Raw genomic sequence first — 19,580 nt, 5'->3', positions numbered from 1 at the left:
TCCCCGCTTGAAATCAATCAGGTTTCCAAAGGATGACTATCTTTTGGCTGGGAACGGGGCAGCGCCCCGGATCAGTTAATACCCAGATCCGCTCAGCAGACGGATTACAATGGTCTTCCACTCATCCATAATGGGCCCGTGGCCCATGGCGTGGCCTGCGCGACGATACCAGTAACGGGCGTTATCACCATCGTCTTCGACGCGATGCAGCCAGGCATGGACCCAGTTGCATTCCGGGTCCTGCTCGTTCGACTGGACAATTTCATGGGCTGCGGGCCAGTCGGAACGCCCACCCCACCAGAGGGCGAGCAAAGCGGGGGAGAGGCCTTGGGGGGGAATGCCGTCTTCGAGGCTTTCCTTGAAAACGGATAGGGTCATGCTCATCGGACTCTCTCCCATTCAAACCGTACACCGGTCATGTTTTCAGAAGCCTGCCAGAGCTTTCCAGCAAGGGAAAGCCCCATGGCAACGGGAGGAAGCATGGCCGGGCCGGGCGGCCCACGTCTCTCACCCGCGCCCTGAGGACCGTAATAACCGCCATTTCGTGCGGCTGGAAAGAGCGCTGCATAGAGAAAAGGGGCAGCGCCTGCCGTCACATCCTGCCCCATCAGACGAAACAACACATTCCCGAGACGATCCTGCGTCAGGGCCAGCGCGCGGCTGAGCGGCGACTGAGACACGCCGAGTGCCGCACTGTTGGTGATGATGGCACTGGTCGACCACCCGGGATGAGCGGCACGCACATGAAGCGGCGCTCCGGCCGCTCTGGCGCGCCGGTCGAGTTCGAGGCTGAACAGAAGATTGGCAAGCTTGCTCTGGCGATAACGGGCAAAACGCCTGTAGCTCTCGGTCGCGTTGAGATCGTCGAGCGGGATTTCGCCTTTCCAGGCGGCGAGAGAGGCTACGGTCACGATACGCGCCTGCCCGGCGATCAGGGAAGGGAGAAGCCGCCCGGTCAGCGCAAAATGACCCAGATGATTGGTGCCGAATTGCAGCTCGAACCCGTCCTGAGTGGCGCGGCGCTGAGGAGGCGCCATGACACCGGCATTATTGACCAGAATATGCACGGGCAGGCCGTTCATACGCTCGGTAAAGCGCACGATGGAGGCGAGGGAGGCCAGATCCAGCCCTTCGAAACGCACATTCGCCCTCGGCACGGTTTTCTCGATTATGGCGAGAGCCTCACGACCCTTTTCTGCATTGCGCCCGGTTACGATCACGTCGGCCCCATTACGTGCCAGACCGATCGCGGTCGCCAGACCAAGCCCGCCCGTGGCGCCGGTAACGAGAGCAGTCTGTCCCTTGCTGGACGGATAGGCAGTTTCGCTCATCGCGCGCCCCTTTCGGCAGGCGCCTCGGCCTTGGCCTCTTTCAGCGCCTCGTCAGTAAGGCGCTTCTCGTTCTTCTTCAGGAAATAGAGACTGACCCCGAGGAACAGGACGACCAGCGACCCGATGCCGATAGCAAGCGGGCCGGAGAGGCGGAGAATTTCCTTACCGAGAAAATAGGTGGCCAGAGAATAGCCGCCCGCCCAGCAGATACCGCCCAGCGCGTTATGCAGCAGGAACGATTTCCAGGGCATATGATTGGCCCCGGCCAGAAGCGCCACGAAAACGCGCAAGATGGCCAGAAAACGCCCGATAAAGACGACCGTACCGCCATGACGCTTGAAGAGATAACGCCCGAGCAACAGCCGTTCAGGCGAGAGCCCGATCATGCCGCCATGCTTTTGCAAAAGTTTGAAGCCGATGGAGCGCCCGATCAGATAGCCGAAATTATCGCCCATGATTGCCCCGGTCACCGCAGCAACAGCCACCCAGCGAATTTCAAGGTGATGGGTCGTCGCAGCATAAAGCGCCGCGCCGATGATCAGGCTTTCGGCAGGCAAGGGCAGACCCATGCTTTCAAGCATGACCACGACACCGACGATGCCGTAGCCGTACTCCTTCAGCAGATGTTCCAGAAAATGCAGCAGGGCTCTTATCCTTGGCAGGCTGGGCGATAAAGAGTCCGACTTGATGCCTGAAAGCTGCTCCCAGGAAAACTCGTCAGATGGTTGTAGTCGGATTATCCTGAATCCTATGATGAATCCATCTTCGATCCCTTCCGGTTCCTGGCCCTCATGGGTCGCACCAGACCTCGTGGCGGGCCGCAGCGTCTCCCTTGCCGAGCTTCAGGCCGATGGAGACAGGCTGTACTGGCTCGAAGGGCGACCGCAGGAAGGGGGCCGCACGGCCCTTGTCAGCGTCAAACGCAACGAAACGCCTCAGGATTTATTACCATCAACGCATGATGTAGGCTCACGCGTCCATGAATATGGTGGCGGCGCCTATCGCGTATCGCCAACGCAGCGCGTGGTGTTCAGCGACCGCAAGACGGGCGGCGTGTGGCTCAGGGAAACCGACAGCACGCTGATTGCTCTCGCCTCCAGCCCAGGCTGTTCCTATGCCGAATTCACCTTCGATGCGGCAGAGCGCGGCGTGTTCTGCGTGCGTGAAGACACGCGCGAGGCGGGCGAGGCGAAAGCTGCCATCGTCTGGCTGGATCGTCAGAACGAGACGGTTCTGATCGAAGGCGCCGATTTCTACGCCGCCCCTCGCCCGGCCCCCGACGATGCTCATCTCGCCTGGATCTCGTGGTCCCACCCTGACATGCCTTGGGATGCAACGATCTTGTCCGTCGCGCCGCTCACCTGGTGTGATGGCGTGCCGGATACTGGCGCGCATCGAGCTATCTGCGGCGAAGCCGCGCGTTGCAGCGTGGTCGATCCGGTCTGGGAGAACGCCCATACGCTTCTCGCCAGCAGCGATGCAAAGGGGTCCTGGCGACCCTGCCGGTTTTCCATCGACCCCACATGGGCGCCGGAATGGCTGCCCGATCCGAAGGGAGAAACCGGGTTTCCGCATTGGGTGTTCGGCCAGCGAAGTCTGAGCCTTCTGCCCGATGGCCGTCTCATGGCTCAGATCGTGACGCAGGGTGTCAGCCGGATCGGCATTCTCGAAAACGGCGTCTGGGCACATCAGCCCGAACACAACGCGGCCCAGAGCCCGGTGCCGTTCGATGGTACGCTCGCCTGGATCGACACCCCGCCCGATGCGCCGCCCGCCATCGTCATCGGCGAGGATAACAACCGGATCAGACAGGCCTTCACCTTTCCCGATGGAGTGGATGCACGTGACTGCGCCACGCCAATAGCACTGTCCTTTCCTTCAGAAGGTGGTGAAACAGCCCACGCGCTTTACTATGCGCCGGCCAATCGTCACCACTGCCTTGCGACGGCAGAGCGCCCGCCACTGGTCGTGATGGCTCATGGCGGCCCGACAGCGCGCGCCAGCGCAGCCTTCTCTTTCAAGGTGCAATGGTGGACGAGCCGGGGTTTTGCCGTGCTGGACGTCAATTACCGAGGCTCGACAGGGTTCGGCCGCGCCTATCGCGAGGCGCTGGAGGGGCAATGGGGCATCGTCGACGTGCAGGATTGCATCGCCGCCGTGCACCATGTCACCGCACAGGGCCTTGCCGACCCCGAACGCTGCGTCATTCGAGGCAGCAGTGCGGGCGGGCTCACTGTCTTGACGGCGCTGGCGTCGTCCGACGTCTTTGCCGCTGGATGCTCACTTTATGGCGTCGCCGATCTGCGCGCCTGGCGGGAGATACGCATAAATTCGAATCCCGCTATCTCGATCGGCTGATCGGCCCTTATCCCGAGCAGGAGGCGCTTTATCTGGCGCGCTCACCTCTCAGCCACGTCGCCGGAATCACGGCGCCGGTGCTGTTCCTGCATGGCGATCTCGACAAGGTGGTGCCTCTTGCTCAGGCGCAGGCCATGCATGACAGCCTGCTGTCTCTGGGGCGGCACTCCGAACTGCATATCTATGAAGGCGAGGGCCACGGCTTTCGGCAGGAACAGACCCTGAAGGACAGTTTTGCCAGAGAGCTGGCCTTCTATCAGCAGGTCTTCGGCCAGCTCTGACGCTGAAGAGGGGCGCCACATCGACGCCCCTCTTCTGATCGGGTCAGGGAGTCGGGAAGGCCGTATTGATCAGATCGGCCAAGCGTACGCCTGCCTGTTGAAGCCTTGTCTCGATTACCGGAAATGCGATGGCCGTATAGGCCTCACCCAGATCTTTCTTTTTCCCTTCGGGCAGCGCGCCATAAGCGACACTGCGTGCCAGAGCATGACTTTCATCGGTCCATTTCACGACCGAGTCATGCACCGCCCCAGTCGAGAAATCACCGGTCCAGAACGCGGCCTGACCAGGCGTGATCTGGGCGTTGAGACGATCGGCCTCTTCACGCGCCTTGGTAAAATCAATGGAATAATGCGGCCCCACCACGAGATGACGCTCATGGTCCATGATGCCTTCATCCCAGAGTGAATGCAGGTTTTCATGCCCGTCCCGGTCCTGGCCGAAATAAGAGACCTTCACCATATTGCCGCCCTTGTCGTGATCGCGTTCGGCGGCATGAAGCGGCTGGTGCAGATCGCCAGCGAGATGCACGATCCATTTCAGCGCGACCAGACGATCGGCAGGGGCCGCCTTCGGATCAGCGAGGACCTTCTCCATTTCCGGCAGTTTTTCGGTGACGCAGATATCGTTGCCGCAGTCGCGCGCCATGTCGTAGGTCGCGAATTTCGCGTCGGTATCAACATAGTGCCAGGGCAGGGTCTGAGGGAGCCCCCCCTTGTCCCGGGGCACATGACCAATCGTATCGGGCCATGACGCAACCTGATCGAGCGTCTGGTGGTTTTCGAGAGCCAGAAGCCGTGTGACCTCGCTCGTCGCCTGAGGCGTCAGGCGGCTCTGTGCGATATCGGCGACGATGGCGTGGCCATACGGCCCCCAGGCAAAAGCCCGGTCAGACAGGGACGTGACGAGAGTGACTGTGAAAAGCGCCGAAACGGCACAGAGCGAGCGTCGAAACATGAAACCTCGGATCGGGATCGGGGAACGAAGGGCCTGACCGTTCCACCACCCGACCGATCATGCAAGGGATGTTATGATGACACGCGCCATCGACCTGCACGATCAGATATCGAGACGCACCGACCAGCCCGCCTGCCAGCGCTCGCCGGGTTGCAGATGCAGCAGACCCGGCTTCGTTTCGAAAGGCCCGTCGAAATCGACGGGGCTGGCATAACCCTGCCACGGCTCGAGACAAAGAAAATCGGAGCCGGGTTTCATCCACAGCCCGAACTGTTCGAAACCGTGCCAGGAAAAGACAAGCTCTTCGCCTTTCCCGGCATGAAAGCGCAGGCTACGACTGGCAGGATGCATGAAGATCAATGCATCGTTTTCGAACAGAGTGTCATCGAGCTGGATCCTTGCGCCCACAACCGGGCTCGGTCGCTCGCCCCCGGCGATCAGCCCCTCTGACAGAACCGCCAGCGATTCCGGTTCTGGCGCTTCAAAATCGATGACATAATCAGTCTTCTGCGTGCCGGGCTGGAAAGGCCAGACGAACGCCGGATGCGCGCCCAGAGACGCATGCAGCACGCCAAGACTGTCGGGATTCGCCAGTTCGTAACGCAGATGCAGCCCGTCCTCATCGAGGCTGTAGCTGAGCGTCAGGCTGAACGCGAAGGGAAACAGCGTCCGGCTGGTCGGATCGTCTTCGAGCCGCAGAACACAGCCGGTCTGCGTCCGTTCGACCCAGCGAAAGACACGATCACGGGCAAAACCATGCTGGGTGAGGGTATAATCCAGACCATCGATCAGGGCGTGATTATCGTGCAGACGGCCCACGATCGGAAAAAGCACAGGCGAATGACGCGGCCAGGCACCGCCATTCCAGACGAGCTCCCTGCCTGTCTCATCGCATAACGAGCAAAGCTCGGCGCCGAGCGCAGCGACACGGGCCGTATATCGCCCATTGCTGAAACTATGGCTGTCAGACGTCATCAACGCACTCCTTTGACCCGTGTTTTTCTCTCCACAGCCAGATGAGCCGCAGAGAAGGCGTCCTGTCGGACCTTCCCCAAAAAGCCCTCCAGATCAAGAGACTGTTTCGTGAGCCCCGTGACAGACGGTACGCGGAGGAATGTTTTTTAACCGGCTTGGCCCGACACCGGCATTCGCCAAATATCCAGCGTCAGGCGAGAGGCCATCCGGCCTGCATTACCTGACGCATGACGAAGAATATCTTTCACAATGACAGGATGGACGATCTTTCACGATCAAGGACCTGTGCGAGAGGCTCCCATCGTTAACTGTTTCATTTTTAACACTAGAGAAACTTATAAACACATTTTGCCACAAATCAATTGAGACTCAGTCGCGCTTTCAATATGCAGTTGCGAAACCCTCGCAACTTAACGGAGTGTCGCGCCCCATGCGTTCCCCCACGCGCAAATCCTTGTCCCTCCTGCCGATGCTGACCGGGATCATTCTCGGATCGACTCAGACTCACGCTGCAACAGACGATCTCGATACTCACAAGGACAGGAAACCGCAGCGGCAACGCAAGGAAGAGAAACGCGAGAAGGACAAGACCGATGAGCAGATCACGGTCATGGGCAACGGCTTCAATACGCTGAAAGACCCGATCGGCCTCTCGCGCATGCCGCAGGATGCGCTGCACACGCCGCAGCAGATCAACATCGTCCCGCAAATGCTGATGAAGCAGCAGAACGTGAAATCGGTCGATGAAGCCCTGCGCAACGTGCCGGGCGTTACTTCATCAATCGGCGAGGGTGCTGGCGGCATGAATGGCGACCAGTTCCTGATCCGCGGTTTTCAGGCACAAAACGACATTTATCAGGACGGGCTGCGCGATTTCGGCGTCTATAGCCGCGACGCGTTCAATCTCGAGACGATCTCGGTCATCAAGGGCCCGTCATCCGAGGTGTTCGGCAACGGCACCACGGGTGGCGCCATCAACATGGTGACCAAGACACCGACCCTGACCGATCATTATTCAGCCGAGTTCAACGGGGGATCGGGCTCGTATTATCGTGGCGTACTCGACGTCAACAAGAAGCTCGACGACCACACGGCGCTCCGCATAACCGGCATGGGCAACGAGAATAATATCGTCGGTCGTGATTTCCTTTATTCGCATCGCTGGGGCATCGCACCGTCGATCGCTTTCGGTCTCGGTAATCGCGCTACGCTCGTGCTGCAATATATGCACCAGCAGGAGAACTCGATCCCCGATTTCGGTGTGCCTGTCGTCACGCCGCCGGGTGCCAGGATTGGCGGTCCGATCACCGAATACGGTATTCGTCGGACCAATTTCTACGGAACGAACAACGACCAGAATGCCACCAACGACAATATGGAAACGGCACGCTTCTCCTATAAGCTGAACGACCATATCAAGTTCTTCGACGATCTGCGGGGCGGGCAGTTCTACCGTACTTTCGCGGCCTCGAAGGCGACCTGCGATACCACCTGCGTCAACAACTATTTTCTTGGCCATCCTGCTTCAGCACTCGTCGCACGCTCCGGCCCCAGCGGGGCCGGTAACGGCAAGGGACCGGGCACCACCATGGCACCCCTGCCCTATCAGCAGACAAGCTGGTCGGTTCAGAATGTCGGCTCGATGGTTGCCGATTTTCGCACGGGCTTCCTGAAACATCAGATCGTGACCGGCTTTGATATCGAACGCGTCAATGATGTGCGCTCGCAATCGACCTATCTCAAGGCCAAGCCCTATGCGTCGCTGGTCAATCCCAACCCCAATGTCGGCAATCTGCTTCTGGTTCCGGGCGATCTGAATCCCGGCGGACTGGTCTCTCTCGGCGCGCTCGGCGCCAAATCCCATTCCAACGGCTATGGCTTCGATACCGGATTGTTCTTCTACGATCAGATCTGGCTGACCAACTGGCTGTCGGTAAAGGGCGGGTTCCGCTGGGATCGCTGGCAGACCAGCTATAATCTGACCGGCGGCAACGTTAAGACCAATCCCGATATCCATTATCATCAGGTCAGCAGCGTCTTTAACCCCAATGTTAGCCTCGTGGGTACGCCGGACGAGCATCAGACCTATTATTTCACTTGGGCAACCTCGACCACCCCGAGCGGCATGTATGTGACCAACGGCTCGGTGCCGATCCGTCCAGGCACCAATTCCTTCGCCAGCCCCGAAAAAGCCACGCTCTATGAAGTGGGCGCCAAATACAGCGCCTTCCATGACCGCATGGGCTTCACTGCGTCGCTGTTCAGGCTGGAAAAGAACAACGCCGATATTGCTGATCCGGTAACCGGCTCAGTAAGCAGCTCCAGCGACAAGCAGCGTAACCAGGGCCTCGAGCTTTCGGTCAGCGGCATGATCATGCGCGGGTGGAATATCTCGGCCACCTACGCGCTTTACGATAGCGACACGCTGAGCTCTGGCACTGAAGGTGCTACAGGCAAACAGGTGCAATATGTGCCGCATAATCAGGCGACCCTCTGGTCGGTCTATGAAGCCTTCCCCAGCACACCCTATAATGTTTCGTTCGGCGGCGGCATGACTTGGCGCCAGCACGTCTGGCTGAACACGACCAATACCCTGCGTGTGCCGGCCAATCTCGATTTCGATGCTGTCATCTCGCATCGTCTGGGCAAGCACTGGAGGATGTCGCTCAACGGCTACAATCTTGCGAACCGTCTGAATTACCAGAGCTTGTTCTCGAACCGCGCCACACCCTCTGGCGGTCGCACCTTCCTCGGTCAAATCAGCCTGAACTACTGATTACTACCGCATTTGATGAAACAGATCCCGCCTTCGCCCAGCATGGAGGCAAAGGCGGTTTCTGCTCAGACAAGGCAATAGACGCTTCGCTCGGCACGCGGTCCCTGATAGCGGCCTTCCCTTTCTCGAAACGACAGTTGATCGTCGAGCGATATCCAGTACAGCCCTCGTCAGCAGATCATGCCCGGCGCGGCAGCGCGCATCGGGAACTGGCCCGCAAGACCGGTTTTTTTCATCAGACTTCGGCGCGGTTCCGATTCATCCTCGGCCATTCTTGATAGGCCCCAAGCCGGTTTCTGCGCTATTGACCCCCGAAAAGCTGTTTTCAGGTTTCAGGAAGATCAATCATGACGCAGGCGCCCCTCTGCATCGCGGCTCTCTACCGTTTCACCCCGTTTGCCGATCCGGCCGCCCTGCGCGAACCGCTTCTGCAGGAATGCCTCAACCACGGGATCAAAGGAACGCTTCTTCTGGCCCGTGAAGGAATCAACGGTACGATCGCGGGTACACCGGAAAACATCGACACCATTCTCGCCTATATCCGCACACTGCCCGGCTGCGATGCTCTGGAATGGAAGCTCTCTCACGACGACTCCATGCCCTTCAATCGTATGAAAGTGCGCCTCAAGCGCGAGATCGTCACCATGGGTCAGCCCGACATCGATCCCCTGGCCGGTGTCGGCCATTACGTGCCTGCCAATGAATGGAACGCCCTAATTGCCGACCCGGACACGATCCTGATCGATACACGCAACGACTATGAGGTGGCCGTGGGCACCTTCAAGGGCGCCATCGATCCCGATATCCAGAGCTTTCGCGAGTTTCCCGACTGGTTTCGCGCCAGACGCGCAACGCTCGAGGCCGAGGGACGCAAGCCGAAAATCGCCATGTTCTGCACAGGCGGCATACGCTGCGAAAAATCCACTGCCTTCGCCCTCTCCGAAGGCGTGGAAGATGTCTATCACCTCAAGGGCGGCATTCTGAAATATCTCGAAGACGTGCCGGAAGCCGAAAGCCTGTGGGAAGGTGAATGTTTCGTGTTCGACCAGCGCGTCACCGTGCGCCATGGCCTCGAACCCGGTGCCTATGATCTGTGCCATGCCTGCCGCCGCCCGGTCTCAGCTCAGGATAAAACATCGGATCTTTACGTCGAAGGCGTCCAGTGCCCTGCCTGCGCGACCGAACGCACCGATATCCAGCGCGCGCGCTACGCTGCCCGCCAGCAACAGGAAGACCTCGCACGCGCACGCGGCACGCATCATATCGGCGGCGAATAACCTCGCCGCAGGCAGGCCGCGCCTTCTTCCGACCGGCCTGCTATCCTTTTCAGAGGCCCTAAGCCGAAAACTTCCTGTGCTCCCCGCGCGCAAGGGGGGCAGGATTGCTTCGTCGCGCTTTGCCGACATCGTCATACCGCGTGCACCGACCGCAAAGAACGCCATCGCCGCGCTGCCCGGTGAGCCACGTCGTCGTTTCTCCCATACCAAACGCAAAAAACCAAAAACTTACGGTTGTAATTTATTTATGCGCCAATCTATGGTGGTTTACTAAATTGACGTAATGATTTTCGTGTATACGAGAACACGATTATACAAAAATGTAGAGTGTTTTTCGGTGACGAAGACAGACACGTATCAAAGAGCAGCCAAAGAACCTTGCGCCATAGCGATCGCGCGTGGCCGCGAAAGCGGCTTCGCGATCGCGCCGTATCGCATGGGCTCGATGCAGCGTGACACTCTGCATGCTGCAGGCCACGTCGCTCCCGGGACAATATCCCGTCTCTGGCCGGTCACCTTCTCAGGCGGGCACAAGCCTGAAGCGAAAGGCAGACGGCGCCATCCTCGATGTTGATGCGGTCATCACGTTCAGGATCACGCCACGATCCCAGCCTTTTACCCCCGCCCTGTAAAGCAAGGCCACGTCAATGCGCCCCCGTCCCAGATCCTTCACGTCGAACAGACTGATTGCGTTCCTTACCGCATCGGCACTCTCGACCGCCGCCCTGTCCGTCTGGCCCTCGGGCGCTCGCGCCTCGAGCCAGGCCGCTCCCTTCGCCGGTCATGTCGGGCTGACCCGCGCCACATCGACACCCGCTTTTCCGGCACCTGTGCAGGCACCTCAGGGTGCGCCCAACATCCTCCTGATCCTGATTGACGATGCGGGTTTTGCCGTCAGTTCGGCGTTCGGTGGGGCAGCACGTACGCCCAATATCGAGCGCTTCGCAGCCGAAGGTGTGCGCTATAACCGTTTCCACACCACCGCCATCTGCTCTCCCACCCGCGCGGCTCTTCTGACAGGGCGCAATCATCATCAGGTCGGATTTGGCAATCTTCAGGATCTGGCTGCCGGTTTTCCGGCTTACGATACCGTCTGGAATCCGCAAACGGCGTCGATCGCCCGCATCCTGCAGACCGATGGCTATTCCACTGCCGCTTTCGGCAAATGGCACAACACACCCAAATGGGAAATCTCACCGGCTGGTCCGTTCACTCACTGGCCTACAGGCCTCGGCTTTGACCATTTCTACGGCTACATGGCCGGTACGGACGATCAGTGGGAGCCCCATCTCTATAACGACACCACGTCGATCCCGGCTCCGGGGACACCGGATCAGGGTTACCATCTGACCCCGGACCTTGTGAATCGTGCAGTCGCCTGGGTTGACGATCACGACGCAGCAGCCGCGAACCGGCCCTATTTCCTGTATTTCGCAACCGGTGCCGTCCATATGCCGCATCAGGTCCCCAAAGCATGGATCGAGCGCAACAAGGGCCGCTTCGACGGTGGATGGGATCGCTATCGCGAAGAGGCCTTTGCGCGCCAGAAAGCACTGGGAGTCGTCCCGCAGGACGCAAAGCTGACCCCACGCCCCGCTGGCCTGCCGGCCTGGGACAGTCTTCCGCAGGACCAGCGCCGCCTCTACGCCCGTCAGATGGAAGTCTATTCGGCATTCATGGAAGAAACAGACGCGGAGATAGGCCGTCTGGTCGATACGCTGCGCAAGCGCCCGGGCGGGGATAACCTGCTGATCTTCTATATCATCGGAGATAACGGCGGCAGTGCCGAGGGCGGTATCGAAGGGACGATCGTCAACGAGGCCAGCAAGCTCGGAGGAGCGCCCGAGGGTTCGCAGGTTCAGCTTGCCAATATCGATAAACTCGGCGGCCCTGACGTTGCGAACAACTATGCCGCGGGCTGGGCGTGGGCGACGACCACACCGTTCAAATGGGTAAAGCAGGTCGCATCCCATTTCGGCGGGACACGGAATCCGCTGATCGTCGATTGGCCCGGCCACACGACAGAGTCCGGGCGTGTCAGGTCGCAGTTCGCTCACGTCAACGATATTGCCCCGACAATCCTCGATGTCATCGGCAAAACCCTGCCAAAGGACATTGCAGGGGTAGAGCAGATCCCGTTCGAGGGCCACAGCCTGAAAGCAACCTTCTCAGACCCGAATGCGCCCGAAACGCATACCGAGCAGTATTTCGAGATCTTCGGTAATCGCGCCATTTACAAGGATGGCTGGGTTGCCGCCGCCAAACGCAATTACGACCCGTGGAATCTCTCCACAGCGCTCAACCATGTGTTCGGCGATAATCCGGATAACGACCGGTGGGAACTCTACTACGTTGCCGAGGATTTCAGCGAAGCGAACGATCTCGCAACGAGCGATCCGAAACGGCTTGAGGCGCTCAAGGCAGAATTCACGCGTGAGGGCCTGCGCAACAACGTATTCCCGCTCGTACCGCTCCCGATAGGCGCACCCACCATCTCCGATCCACATCAACGCAGCTTTACATACGAACCCGACGTTTCAGGCCTGCCGCAAAACGTCCTCCCGAACATCATCGGCCCGGCGCATACACTCCGTACCGAAATCGTAAAACCCTCTCCCACCGGTTCGGGCGTCATCCTCGCTGAAGGCGGTCGTCTGGGCGGCTGGGTTCTGTACGAAAAGGACCATCATCTCGTCTTCGAGAACAATGCGTTCGGTCAGCACCGTGACACGATCTCCAGCTCGGGCGCCTTGGCGGCGACTGTTCATGAGCTCGGCTTCAGCTTTACGCCCGACAAACCTCCGACAGCAGCCCTTCCGCTTGCACGCCGGGCCGCCGATGGCACAATCCGTCTACTGGCCGATGGTCAGGAAATCGCCCATGGCGCGGTTCATCTCTATCCCTCGGTGATGGCGTCCTATTCCGAGACCTTCGATATCGGTCAGGATCGCGGCTCACAGGTTTCCCGTGATCCGGCCGCACGCAAGCCGTTCGACGGCTCCCTGGGTCAGACCCATATCACCTTGCCATGAGGCACGCCGAGGGGTCGCTGCAACGTCCCCTCCCGGGATACACAGTTTCATCTCGATCAACTTGTCCGGATTACCCCAATGTCCGATACGCTGCGCGCCATGCGCCCGATCCCCGCTGGCATCGTTCACATGGGTTCCGATCGTTTCTATCCTGAAGAACGCCCGCGCAGACGTGTGCGCGTTACGGCCTTCTGGATAGACGAAACGCCCGTCACGAACCGAGACTTTGCCGCTTTCGTCGCAGCGACCGACCATCGTACCACGGCGGAAATCGCCCCGGACCCGCATGATTTCCCAGACATGGACCCGAACCTGGCTCATCCGGGTTCGCTGGTGTTCCAGAAGAGCCCGGTTCCTGTTCCAACCAATGACCCACGCAACTGGTGGCGGTTTGTCCTTGGTGCCGATTGGCGCCATCCCACCGGTCCCGACAGTTCGCTTGAGGGGCTGGAAGATCATCCAGTCGTCCACGTCACCCATGCCGATGCCAGCGCCTATGCCTCATGGATCGGCAAGTCGCTCCCGACGGAGGCAGAGTGGGAATACGCTGCCCGTGGCGGCCTTGAAGATACCGATTACGCCTGGGGCGACGCGCTGGAGCCGGAGGGCACTGTTCTCGCCAATTACTGGCGCGGTCTCTTTCCCTCCAGCAATCTTCGTACCGACGGGTATCGTACAACCCCTGTAGTCCTATCCTCCCAATGGCTACGCCCTGTCGGACATGATCGGCAATGTCTGGGAATGGACGAATGACTGGTACATCCTTCCCGAACGCCAGCTCGCCAATACGAGAAGCCGCCCATGCTGCCTCAGCTCCGACCCACGCGGGGGGACACTGCGTGAAAGCATCGATCGCGGCATTGCCGGTCCGCGTCTGGGACGCAAGGTCATCAAGGGTGGGTCACATCTCTGCGCCGAGAATTACTGCCAACGCTACCGCCCTGCGGCGCGCCATCCCCAGACGATTGACAGCTCCACGAGCCATGTGGGTTTTCGCTGTATCTGGCGACCGTAACCGCATAGCTGGAAAAACGCTCCATGTTCTCCCCGGGGGAAACCGCTGAGGGGGATCAAACGCTCTGCACGGTCCATGAAACCGGCTGCGGCAGGAGTTTATTGTCTTGAACCCCCATCCGGACGCACCGCTGATCCTGACGCTAGAACTCGCGCCTGAAGAACAGACTTGGGCTCAGGCGCAGCGCGATCTCCATTTTCCACGCGACCGGAACATCGTACCGGCGCATGTCACGCTTTTCCATGCGCTCCCCGCCGCGCATGAGCCGTCTATTCTCGAGGTCATAAGACAGACACGTCCCGCACCTCTGATACGGATCGGAGCCCCTTTTTTACTGGGTAGGGGCGTCGCCTATCGGCTGCTCTGCCCCGATGGCGCCGGCATACGCGAGGCCGTCTGCGCGTGCCTGCCCAAAGACTGTCTGACGAGACAGGATCAGGCAGTCTGGAAACCGCATCTGACCGTGCAGAACAAGGTGTCACCGCAAGAGGCACGCGTTCTGCACGCACAACTCGCGGATGAGTCGGCAAGACACGAGACATACGCGGCCGCGCTGAATTTATGGCGCTATCTCGGGGGACCGTGGGAGAAAGTGGCACATGTGCCTTTTGCTCGACCGAACACTGATTGATCGCTGAGTTTTACCGCTCCCGATGCCCCTTGAGGTCTATCAGACCAGGCGAGCAAGCTTGAGAAATACCCATGTCAGGATCATGCGACAAAACAGACGAAGCCAGCCTCGAGGGTGCCATATTGCCCGCTGGCCAGATACATGCCGCCCGTGTTCATCCCGAAAAATCCGGTGACCAGCGTGGCAGGAAACATGAGAATTGTGGCGGCAGTCAGAATGTAAAGGCGACGGTTCGTCTCTTCGGCCTGTGAAGACCCAAGTTCATCCTGCAGCGAGCGGGCCCGGTCGAGAAGCGCGATCATGTCATCCAGCGCGGCATGAACCTGGCGCTCGGTGCGGTCGCGCAGTTCGTCCTCTGCCCATTCGGGCAGTTCGAGATCTTCGTCTCGCAGCACACGGTCGATCGGGGTCACGACGCGACGCAGCTCGGTCGCGCGGCGGCGGCCTTTACCGACGATACCACCGAGATGACCCAGATCGGTGCGGCGCTCGATCAGAAGCAGTGCATCTTCGGCACGGTCGAGTTCGTCATCGAGCTTGCCGATCTGACGCCGCACGCTGCCGGTAAACTCGCGCAAAGCGCGATCGATCACGCCGGCAGGGCTGCGAGGGATGGATTCTGCACGCAGCGTGCGAAACGCAGCACCGAGCACCGGAATAGGATTGCGACGCGTGGTGATGAGCAGATCGGGGCGCATGGCAAAACGCCAGGCGCAGATATCGCGATCCTCCTCCGACACGGCGTCGTCAAAAGCGGGTAGCGCACCCCAGACAAGACCGGGCAGGGCTTCGAGCATGACGCCATATTCGGTTTCGGCCAGCATGGCGCTGACATCTTCGGGCAGGCAGGGCAGGGTGGCCACATGCTGGCGTGCCGAGCTGTGCACCGTATCGAAATGCAGCCATGCCCAGCTTTCGGAAGGCTTGGGATAATTCGAGGGCGGCGTGCGATCGTTGAGCAGGCTCTCGATCTCATGCGGCTCGAGCGGCACAGGGTCTTCACCCGGCCGCGCTGATGGCCCAGACCAGCCCGTTGGCGATGCCATGGGGCAGGACGCCGTTCGGCTTCATGTCCTGGCCTGCGACGACTGAGAACGGCAGCTGCGAGCGTGTGTTGGACATGCCATCCTCCATCGTGAGGGATCGGGGGCGCGGGCAGCGCGCCGCTCGCTCTCTCGCATGTGTGCCCGAGACAGGCAACCGGTTTCAAACCTTAATATACAGGCAAGGAAACCGGAACGCTGCCGGTTTGTTACCAGTTCGTCTGACCGTCCTTTAAAAACAAGAACCATGCTGGACGCCCCTCTTCCCGGTTTTCGACAGGAGCCTGTCATGAAACACGCATTCAAAGCCGCCCTGACCGCATCCCTGCTGCTGACGGCCCCTTTTGCGGCCCATTCTGCCCTCGCTCAGGCCAGCACCGCGACAGATAGCGACGTGCCACCTTCGGCCCAGAAGGCAGAGACGCTCAAGAACCAGTCCAGCCAGATCCATAACCCGACCGAACAGAACCAGACTTACAAGAACCAGATGAACGAGCAGCCTGACCCCAAGGTGCCAGGCGCACCGACCGGCACAGCCACGCCAACTGGTGAAATGTCGGACAGGATGCCTATCTCGTCGCCGCAGCACGAGAAGGCCACCAAACACAAGCACCACACCCGGAAGACGACCACCACGGATAAATCTGCCCAGCAGTAAACTCCGGTCGGCAATACCGTTCTACAACGCCCGCCCCGAAAGGAGCGGGCGTTTTTCATGCGCGCTGGCCGAATGGCGGAACTCGCATTATACAAATGCCCCTCATCAGAGAAACAAGGGTTTCAGAATGACCGATTACAAGGTGCGCGACATCGCCCTGGCCGAATGGGGCCGCAAGGAGATTTCCATTGCCGAAGGCGAAATGCCAGGCTGATGGCGCTTCGTGAGGAATATGGCGCAAGCCAGCCGCTCAAGGGCGCGCGCATCGCCGGCTGTCTGCACATGACGATCCAGACCGCCGTTCTAATCGAAACGCTGACGGCCCTTGGCGCCACCGTGCGCTGGTCGTCCTGCAACATCTTCTCGACCCAGGATCAGGCAGCCGCCGCTATCGCCGCAACGGGCGTGCCGGTTTTCGCCTGGAAGGGCCTGAGCGAGGAAGAGTTCTGGTGGTGCATCGAGCAGACCATCAAGGGTCCCGATGCTGGACGCCGAACATGATCCTCGACGATGGTGGCGATCTGACCGTGCTGATGCACGACAAGTATCCCGAAATGCTGAACGACGTGCGCGGCTTGTCCGAAGAGACGACCACGGGCGTGCATCGCCTCTGGGAGATGGCCAAGAAGGGCACGCTGAAGGTTCCGGCCATCAACGTGAATGACAGCGTCACCAAGTCGAAATTCGACAATCTCTATGGTTGCCGCGAGAGCCTGGTGGACGCCATCCGCCGTGGCACCGACGTCATGATGGCCGGCAAGGTTGCCGTGGTTGCCGGTTATGGCGACGTGGGCAAGGGCTCTGCCGCCTCGCTGCGCAATGCAGGCTGCCGCGTGCTCGTGACCGAAGTCGATCCGATCTGCGCCCTTCAGGCCGCGATGGAAGGTTATGAGGTCGTGACGATGGAAGCCGCTGCACCGCGTGGCGACATCTTCGTGACCTGCACGGGCAATGTCGACATCATTACCGTCGAGCATATGCGCGACATGAAGCACCGCGCCATCGTGTGCAATATCGGCCATTTCGACAGCGAAATTCAGGTCGAAGCGCTGCGTAACTACAAGTGGGACAACGTCAAGCCGCAGGTGGACGAGATCGAGTTCCCCGATGGCAAGCGCATCATCCTGCTCTCTGAAGGCCGTCTCGTGAACCTTGGCAACGCACGGGTCACCCTTCCTTCGTGATGTCGGCTTCCTTTACCAACCAGACCCTGGCCCAGATCGAACTCTGGACGGCCAAGCCCGGCCAGTATGAAACCAAGGTCTACACCCTGCCGAAGAAGCTCGACGAGAAGGTGGCTGCGCTCCATCTCGCCAAGGTCGGCGCCGCGCTGAGCCAAATGAGCGACAAGCAGGCCGATTACATTGGCGTGCCGGTTGCCGGTCCGTTCAAGCACGAAGAATACCGCTACTGACACGGCTGGAGGCAGGAGCACGTCCTGCCTCCAGAATCACCATCCCTGAAAGGAAATTTTCAGGGATGCGGGCGCTGCAGAAAGCCTGTTCTCTGCGCGCAGGACGCTGGGCTGGACTGTCGCCCCGAAACCTTGTCGTCACCTGTCGCATGTGCACTTTTTGCGGATCGCGTCCGATGCCGGGTGTCATGCCCACAAAGACGCAATTCAATCGATCAATGTGTCAGACACACTGCCTGAGAGCCGAAAAGACAGCCGCAAGTCCGTATAGAAACTGACACTATAGTAAAATAATATAGTCATTTCAGACCGCACGCGGAAATGAACACGCGATCATGCGGAGAGACGGGCGAGTTTATCGGCTGAGATGATTTGCAACTGGCATCTTATGAATAAGCCGCATGCCATCAACTTTGGATCACTATTACCTCACAGTGTAATCATTATATATTATGTAACAAGATATGGCGTATATCACCGCCAATTACTGTCCTTCGCGAAGAATGGACATCTCGATACCGATGTGAGATAGGTTGCCAAAGCGATTTGTCACAGAAGCGGGAATTCGAGGGCGATGGACAGCAAGCATTCGGGGATAGACCCTGCATTGGCCGATATCGACGCTTGGGACGAACTCAGAGCTGATGACTCATCATCTGGCGATGTGTCCATGCCTGTGATCCCCTCCTCGGATTACCTGACAGGTTTGAACGCCCTTACCGAGCAGGATTTTGCAGATGACGGGCAGGCATTCGCTTTCTATCAGCAGAATGGCTGCACGACGGTCATGCACGCCTTTACCCTTGCGAATATCCTGCATACCAGCTTTCGCGTGAAGGAAGCCTCGCGCTTCTACCGCATCGCCTACGAGCTGCATTCGAAAAACCCCGGCGAATATCCGTTGGCCCAGTCGCTGCTTCAGGCCCGCCTGCTTTGTCTGATGAAGGCGGGGCAGGAACTGCCCACCCAGGAAGTGGCTGAATTACGCGCGGTGAGCATTCCGCACGCCAATTTCATTGAAAGCGTTCACAAAGCGTGGCGCGAAGGCGACCCGGCAGGCGCCATGCGGCTGACCGCTAATGCGTTCGAGGAATTTCACACCGGCGAGGAAATCGACTCCCTCTATCTCGGCTTCGCGCTCGCGGCGAACCTTCCTTTCTCCAAAGGATGCGGAACCACGCGTGTCATTCCGAACAAGCTCTTCCTCTACTGGGACAAAAACCCACCGGAAGAGATTGCACGGAATTTCGACTTTCATCGCAAGATCACCGGGCTCGATGTCAAGATTTTTGATAAATCCGAAGCCGAGCAATGGCTGTACGAAGTTTATGGCGTCGAGGCCCGCTCGCTCTTTCTTGGCGCACGCATCCCGCAGAAGCGGCGGACATCCTTCGCGTTCATGTCATCCAGGCACTGGGCGGCTGGTGGCTCGATGCCGATATCCGCATTCGTGACGAACAGCTCTTGAGTTCATTCTTGATCGCAAGGAAGAAAACGTCTTATTCCTCACACATAATAACGTCGTTCATAACGACTTCTTCGGGTCGGTGCCGCAGAGCCCCCTGCTGAACGAGTGTCTGCTTAACGTCTACCGTAACTGTTATCTGCATCCAGGATTGTTCATCGCCTACAAGACAGGGCCGGGCGTATTCAATCGCGCGCTCAACCGCCTGATGCATCGCGACCTTTCAGGTATCGCGCCACTCGCGCCGACCAGCGTGCATGACCACCACATGTTCAGCCGTCTGATCGAGGAGTTCGACACCCCCTACAAGGTCCAGACACCCCACTGGCAGGCCGTCTGAGCCCGAAAGCATAAACGGTCGTTCCGGCA

Annotated in this window: 16 protein-coding genes and 2 pseudogenes; 12 read left to right on the top strand and 6 right to left on the bottom strand. The window is 59.4% G+C overall.

The genetic code is table 11. The features are described 5' to 3' along the window. Positions 1-75 precede the first annotated feature (75 nt). Genes JCM25414_RS06180 through JCM25414_RS06170 form a run of 3 tightly spaced genes read right to left on the bottom strand, consistent with a single transcriptional unit; the run spans position 76 to position 1,912 of the window. Entirely contained in the window at positions 76-384 is a 309-nt protein-coding gene (locus JCM25414_RS06180) for a hypothetical protein (protein WP_242403397.1), read from the bottom strand. Next, positions 381-1,331: an SDR family oxidoreductase gene (locus JCM25414_RS06175; RefSeq protein WP_025841060.1), complete on the bottom strand. Its 951-nt coding sequence runs from the start codon at positions 1,329-1,331 to the stop codon at positions 381-383. Before JCM25414_RS06175 ends, JCM25414_RS06180 begins: the two co-directional genes overlap by 4 nt. Next, positions 1,328-1,912, bottom strand: coding sequence for a DedA family protein (locus tag JCM25414_RS06170; RefSeq protein WP_035442751.1), 585 nt, complete (start codon positions 1,910-1,912; stop codon positions 1,328-1,330). Before JCM25414_RS06170 ends, JCM25414_RS06175 begins: the two co-directional genes overlap by 4 nt. Positions 1,913-2,141: 229 nt before the next feature. On the opposite strand from JCM25414_RS06170, the gene JCM25414_RS17740 reads away from it, so the two are divergent. Further along, on the top strand, positions 2,142-3,689 hold the full coding sequence (locus JCM25414_RS17740; RefSeq protein ID WP_242403396.1) for a prolyl oligopeptidase family serine peptidase: 1,548 nt from the start codon (positions 2,142-2,144) through the stop codon (positions 3,687-3,689). Next, on the top strand, positions 3,608-3,970 hold the full coding sequence (locus JCM25414_RS24675; protein ID WP_242403395.1) for an alpha/beta hydrolase family protein: 363 nt from the start codon (positions 3,608-3,610) through the stop codon (positions 3,968-3,970). Before JCM25414_RS17740 ends, JCM25414_RS24675 begins: the two co-directional genes overlap by 82 nt. A 43-nt stretch (positions 3,971-4,013) precedes the next feature. Here the strand turns inward: JCM25414_RS24675 and JCM25414_RS06160 are convergent, their stop codons facing one another. Both JCM25414_RS06160 and JCM25414_RS06155 read right to left on the bottom strand, forming a co-directional pair. Then, complete coding sequence (locus tag JCM25414_RS06160) at positions 4,014-4,925, bottom strand: S1/P1 nuclease (protein WP_025841058.1); 912 nt, start codon at positions 4,923-4,925, stop codon at positions 4,014-4,016. Between the two features lie 102 nt (positions 4,926-5,027). Continuing rightward, positions 5,028-5,900 carry an aldose 1-epimerase family protein gene (locus JCM25414_RS06155; RefSeq protein ID WP_025841057.1) on the bottom strand — a complete coding sequence of 291 codons (873 nt, stop codon included), beginning with the start codon at positions 5,898-5,900 and terminating at the stop codon, positions 5,028-5,030. A 430-nt stretch (positions 5,901-6,330) separates the two neighbouring features. On the opposite strand from JCM25414_RS06155, the gene JCM25414_RS06150 reads away from it, so the two are divergent. The 6 genes from JCM25414_RS06150 (at position 6,331) to JCM25414_RS06120 (ending at position 14,631) form a co-directional block, all read left to right on the top strand. After that, the gene (locus JCM25414_RS06150) at positions 6,331-8,676 is read left to right on the top strand and encodes a TonB-dependent receptor (protein ID WP_025841056.1); all 2,346 of its coding nucleotides are present in this window, start codon (positions 6,331-6,333) and stop codon (positions 8,674-8,676) included. A 347-nt stretch (positions 8,677-9,023) separates the two neighbouring features. Further along, positions 9,024-9,953, top strand: a complete 930-nt coding sequence (gene trhO / locus JCM25414_RS06140) for an oxygen-dependent tRNA uridine(34) hydroxylase TrhO (protein WP_035442749.1) — start codon at positions 9,024-9,026, stop codon at positions 9,951-9,953. Positions 9,954-10,600: 647 nt separating this feature from the next. Beyond that, entirely contained in the window at positions 10,601-12,985 is a 2,385-nt protein-coding gene (locus JCM25414_RS06130) for an arylsulfatase (RefSeq protein WP_025841054.1), read from the top strand. Between the two features lie 78 nt (positions 12,986-13,063). Next, on the top strand, positions 13,064-13,738 hold the full coding sequence (locus JCM25414_RS17735) for an SUMF1/EgtB/PvdO family nonheme iron enzyme (protein WP_199897603.1): 675 nt from the start codon (positions 13,064-13,066) through the stop codon (positions 13,736-13,738). Further along, positions 13,707-14,000, top strand: coding sequence for a formylglycine-generating enzyme family protein (locus JCM25414_RS25855; RefSeq protein ID WP_199897602.1), 294 nt, complete (start codon positions 13,707-13,709; stop codon positions 13,998-14,000). Before JCM25414_RS17735 ends, JCM25414_RS25855 begins: the two co-directional genes overlap by 32 nt. A 106-nt stretch (positions 14,001-14,106) precedes the next feature. Continuing rightward, the gene (locus JCM25414_RS06120) at positions 14,107-14,631 is read left to right on the top strand and encodes a 2'-5' RNA ligase family protein (protein WP_025841053.1); all 525 of its coding nucleotides are present in this window, start codon (positions 14,107-14,109) and stop codon (positions 14,629-14,631) included. Positions 14,632-14,670: 39 nt separating this feature from the next. On the opposite strand, the pseudogene JCM25414_RS17730 reads toward JCM25414_RS06120, so the two are convergent. Further along, positions 14,671-15,702, bottom strand: a pseudogene (locus JCM25414_RS17730) (CorA family divalent cation transporter). A gap of 261 nt (positions 15,703-15,963) precedes the next feature. Here JCM25414_RS17730 and JCM25414_RS06110 point away from each other — a divergent pair. The 4 genes and pseudogenes from JCM25414_RS06110 (at position 15,964) to JCM25414_RS24670 (ending at position 19,551) form a co-directional block, all read left to right on the top strand. Beyond that, complete coding sequence (locus JCM25414_RS06110; protein WP_148300967.1) at positions 15,964-16,332, top strand: hypothetical protein; 369 nt, start codon at positions 15,964-15,966, stop codon at positions 16,330-16,332. Between the two features lie 127 nt (positions 16,333-16,459). Beyond that, positions 16,460-17,746, top strand: a pseudogene (ahcY, locus tag JCM25414_RS17725) (adenosylhomocysteinase). A 574-nt stretch (positions 17,747-18,320) separates the two neighbouring features. Then, positions 18,321-19,214: a hypothetical protein gene (locus tag JCM25414_RS17720; protein ID WP_242403394.1), complete on the top strand. Its 894-nt coding sequence runs from the start codon at positions 18,321-18,323 to the stop codon at positions 19,212-19,214. 79 nt (positions 19,215-19,293) lie between these two features. Next, a complete protein-coding gene (locus JCM25414_RS24670) occupies positions 19,294-19,551 on the top strand; it encodes a hypothetical protein (RefSeq protein ID WP_242403393.1) in 258 nt (85 codons plus the stop codon). The last annotated feature ends 29 nt before the right edge of the window (positions 19,552-19,580 follow it).

Source organism: Asaia platycodi JCM 25414 (assembly GCF_000614545.1).
Classification (GTDB): Bacteria; Pseudomonadota; Alphaproteobacteria; order Acetobacterales; family Acetobacteraceae; genus Asaia; species Asaia platycodi.
The sequence above is the reverse complement of the archived record's forward strand: the minus strand, read 5'-3'. Positions and strand labels throughout refer to the sequence as shown.

Coding starts and splice junctions, on each gene's coding strand:
- JCM25414_RS06175 (WP_025841060.1), bottom strand. CDS start 1,331: ATGAGCGAAACTGCCTATCCGTCCAGCAAGGGACAGACTGCTCTCGTT.
- JCM25414_RS24675 (WP_242403395.1), top strand. CDS start 3,608: ATGCTCACTTTATGGCGTCGCCGATCTGCGCGCCTGGCGGGAGATACG.
- JCM25414_RS06150 (WP_025841056.1), top strand. CDS start 6,331: ATGCGTTCCCCCACGCGCAAATCCTTGTCCCTCCTGCCGATGCTGACC.
- JCM25414_RS06180 (WP_242403397.1), bottom strand. CDS start 384: ATGAGCATGACCCTATCCGTTTTCAAGGAAAGCCTCGAAGACGGCATT.
- JCM25414_RS06110 (WP_148300967.1), top strand. CDS start 15,964: ATGAAACACGCATTCAAAGCCGCCCTGACCGCATCCCTGCTGCTGACG.
- JCM25414_RS06170 (WP_035442751.1), bottom strand. CDS start 1,912: ATGCTTGAAAGCATGGGTCTGCCCTTGCCTGCCGAAAGCCTGATCATC.
- JCM25414_RS17720 (WP_242403394.1), top strand. CDS start 18,321: ATGGACAGCAAGCATTCGGGGATAGACCCTGCATTGGCCGATATCGAC.
- JCM25414_RS06160 (WP_025841058.1), bottom strand. CDS start 4,925: ATGTTTCGACGCTCGCTCTGTGCCGTTTCGGCGCTTTTCACAGTCACT.
- JCM25414_RS25855 (WP_199897602.1), top strand. CDS start 13,707: ATGATCGGCAATGTCTGGGAATGGACGAATGACTGGTACATCCTTCCC.
- JCM25414_RS06130 (WP_025841054.1), top strand. CDS start 10,601: ATGCGCCCCCGTCCCAGATCCTTCACGTCGAACAGACTGATTGCGTTC.
- JCM25414_RS17735 (WP_199897603.1), top strand. CDS start 13,064: ATGTCCGATACGCTGCGCGCCATGCGCCCGATCCCCGCTGGCATCGTT.
- JCM25414_RS06155 (WP_025841057.1), bottom strand. CDS start 5,900: ATGACGTCTGACAGCCATAGTTTCAGCAATGGGCGATATACGGCCCGT.
- trhO (WP_035442749.1), top strand. CDS start 9,024: ATGACGCAGGCGCCCCTCTGCATCGCGGCTCTCTACCGTTTCACCCCG.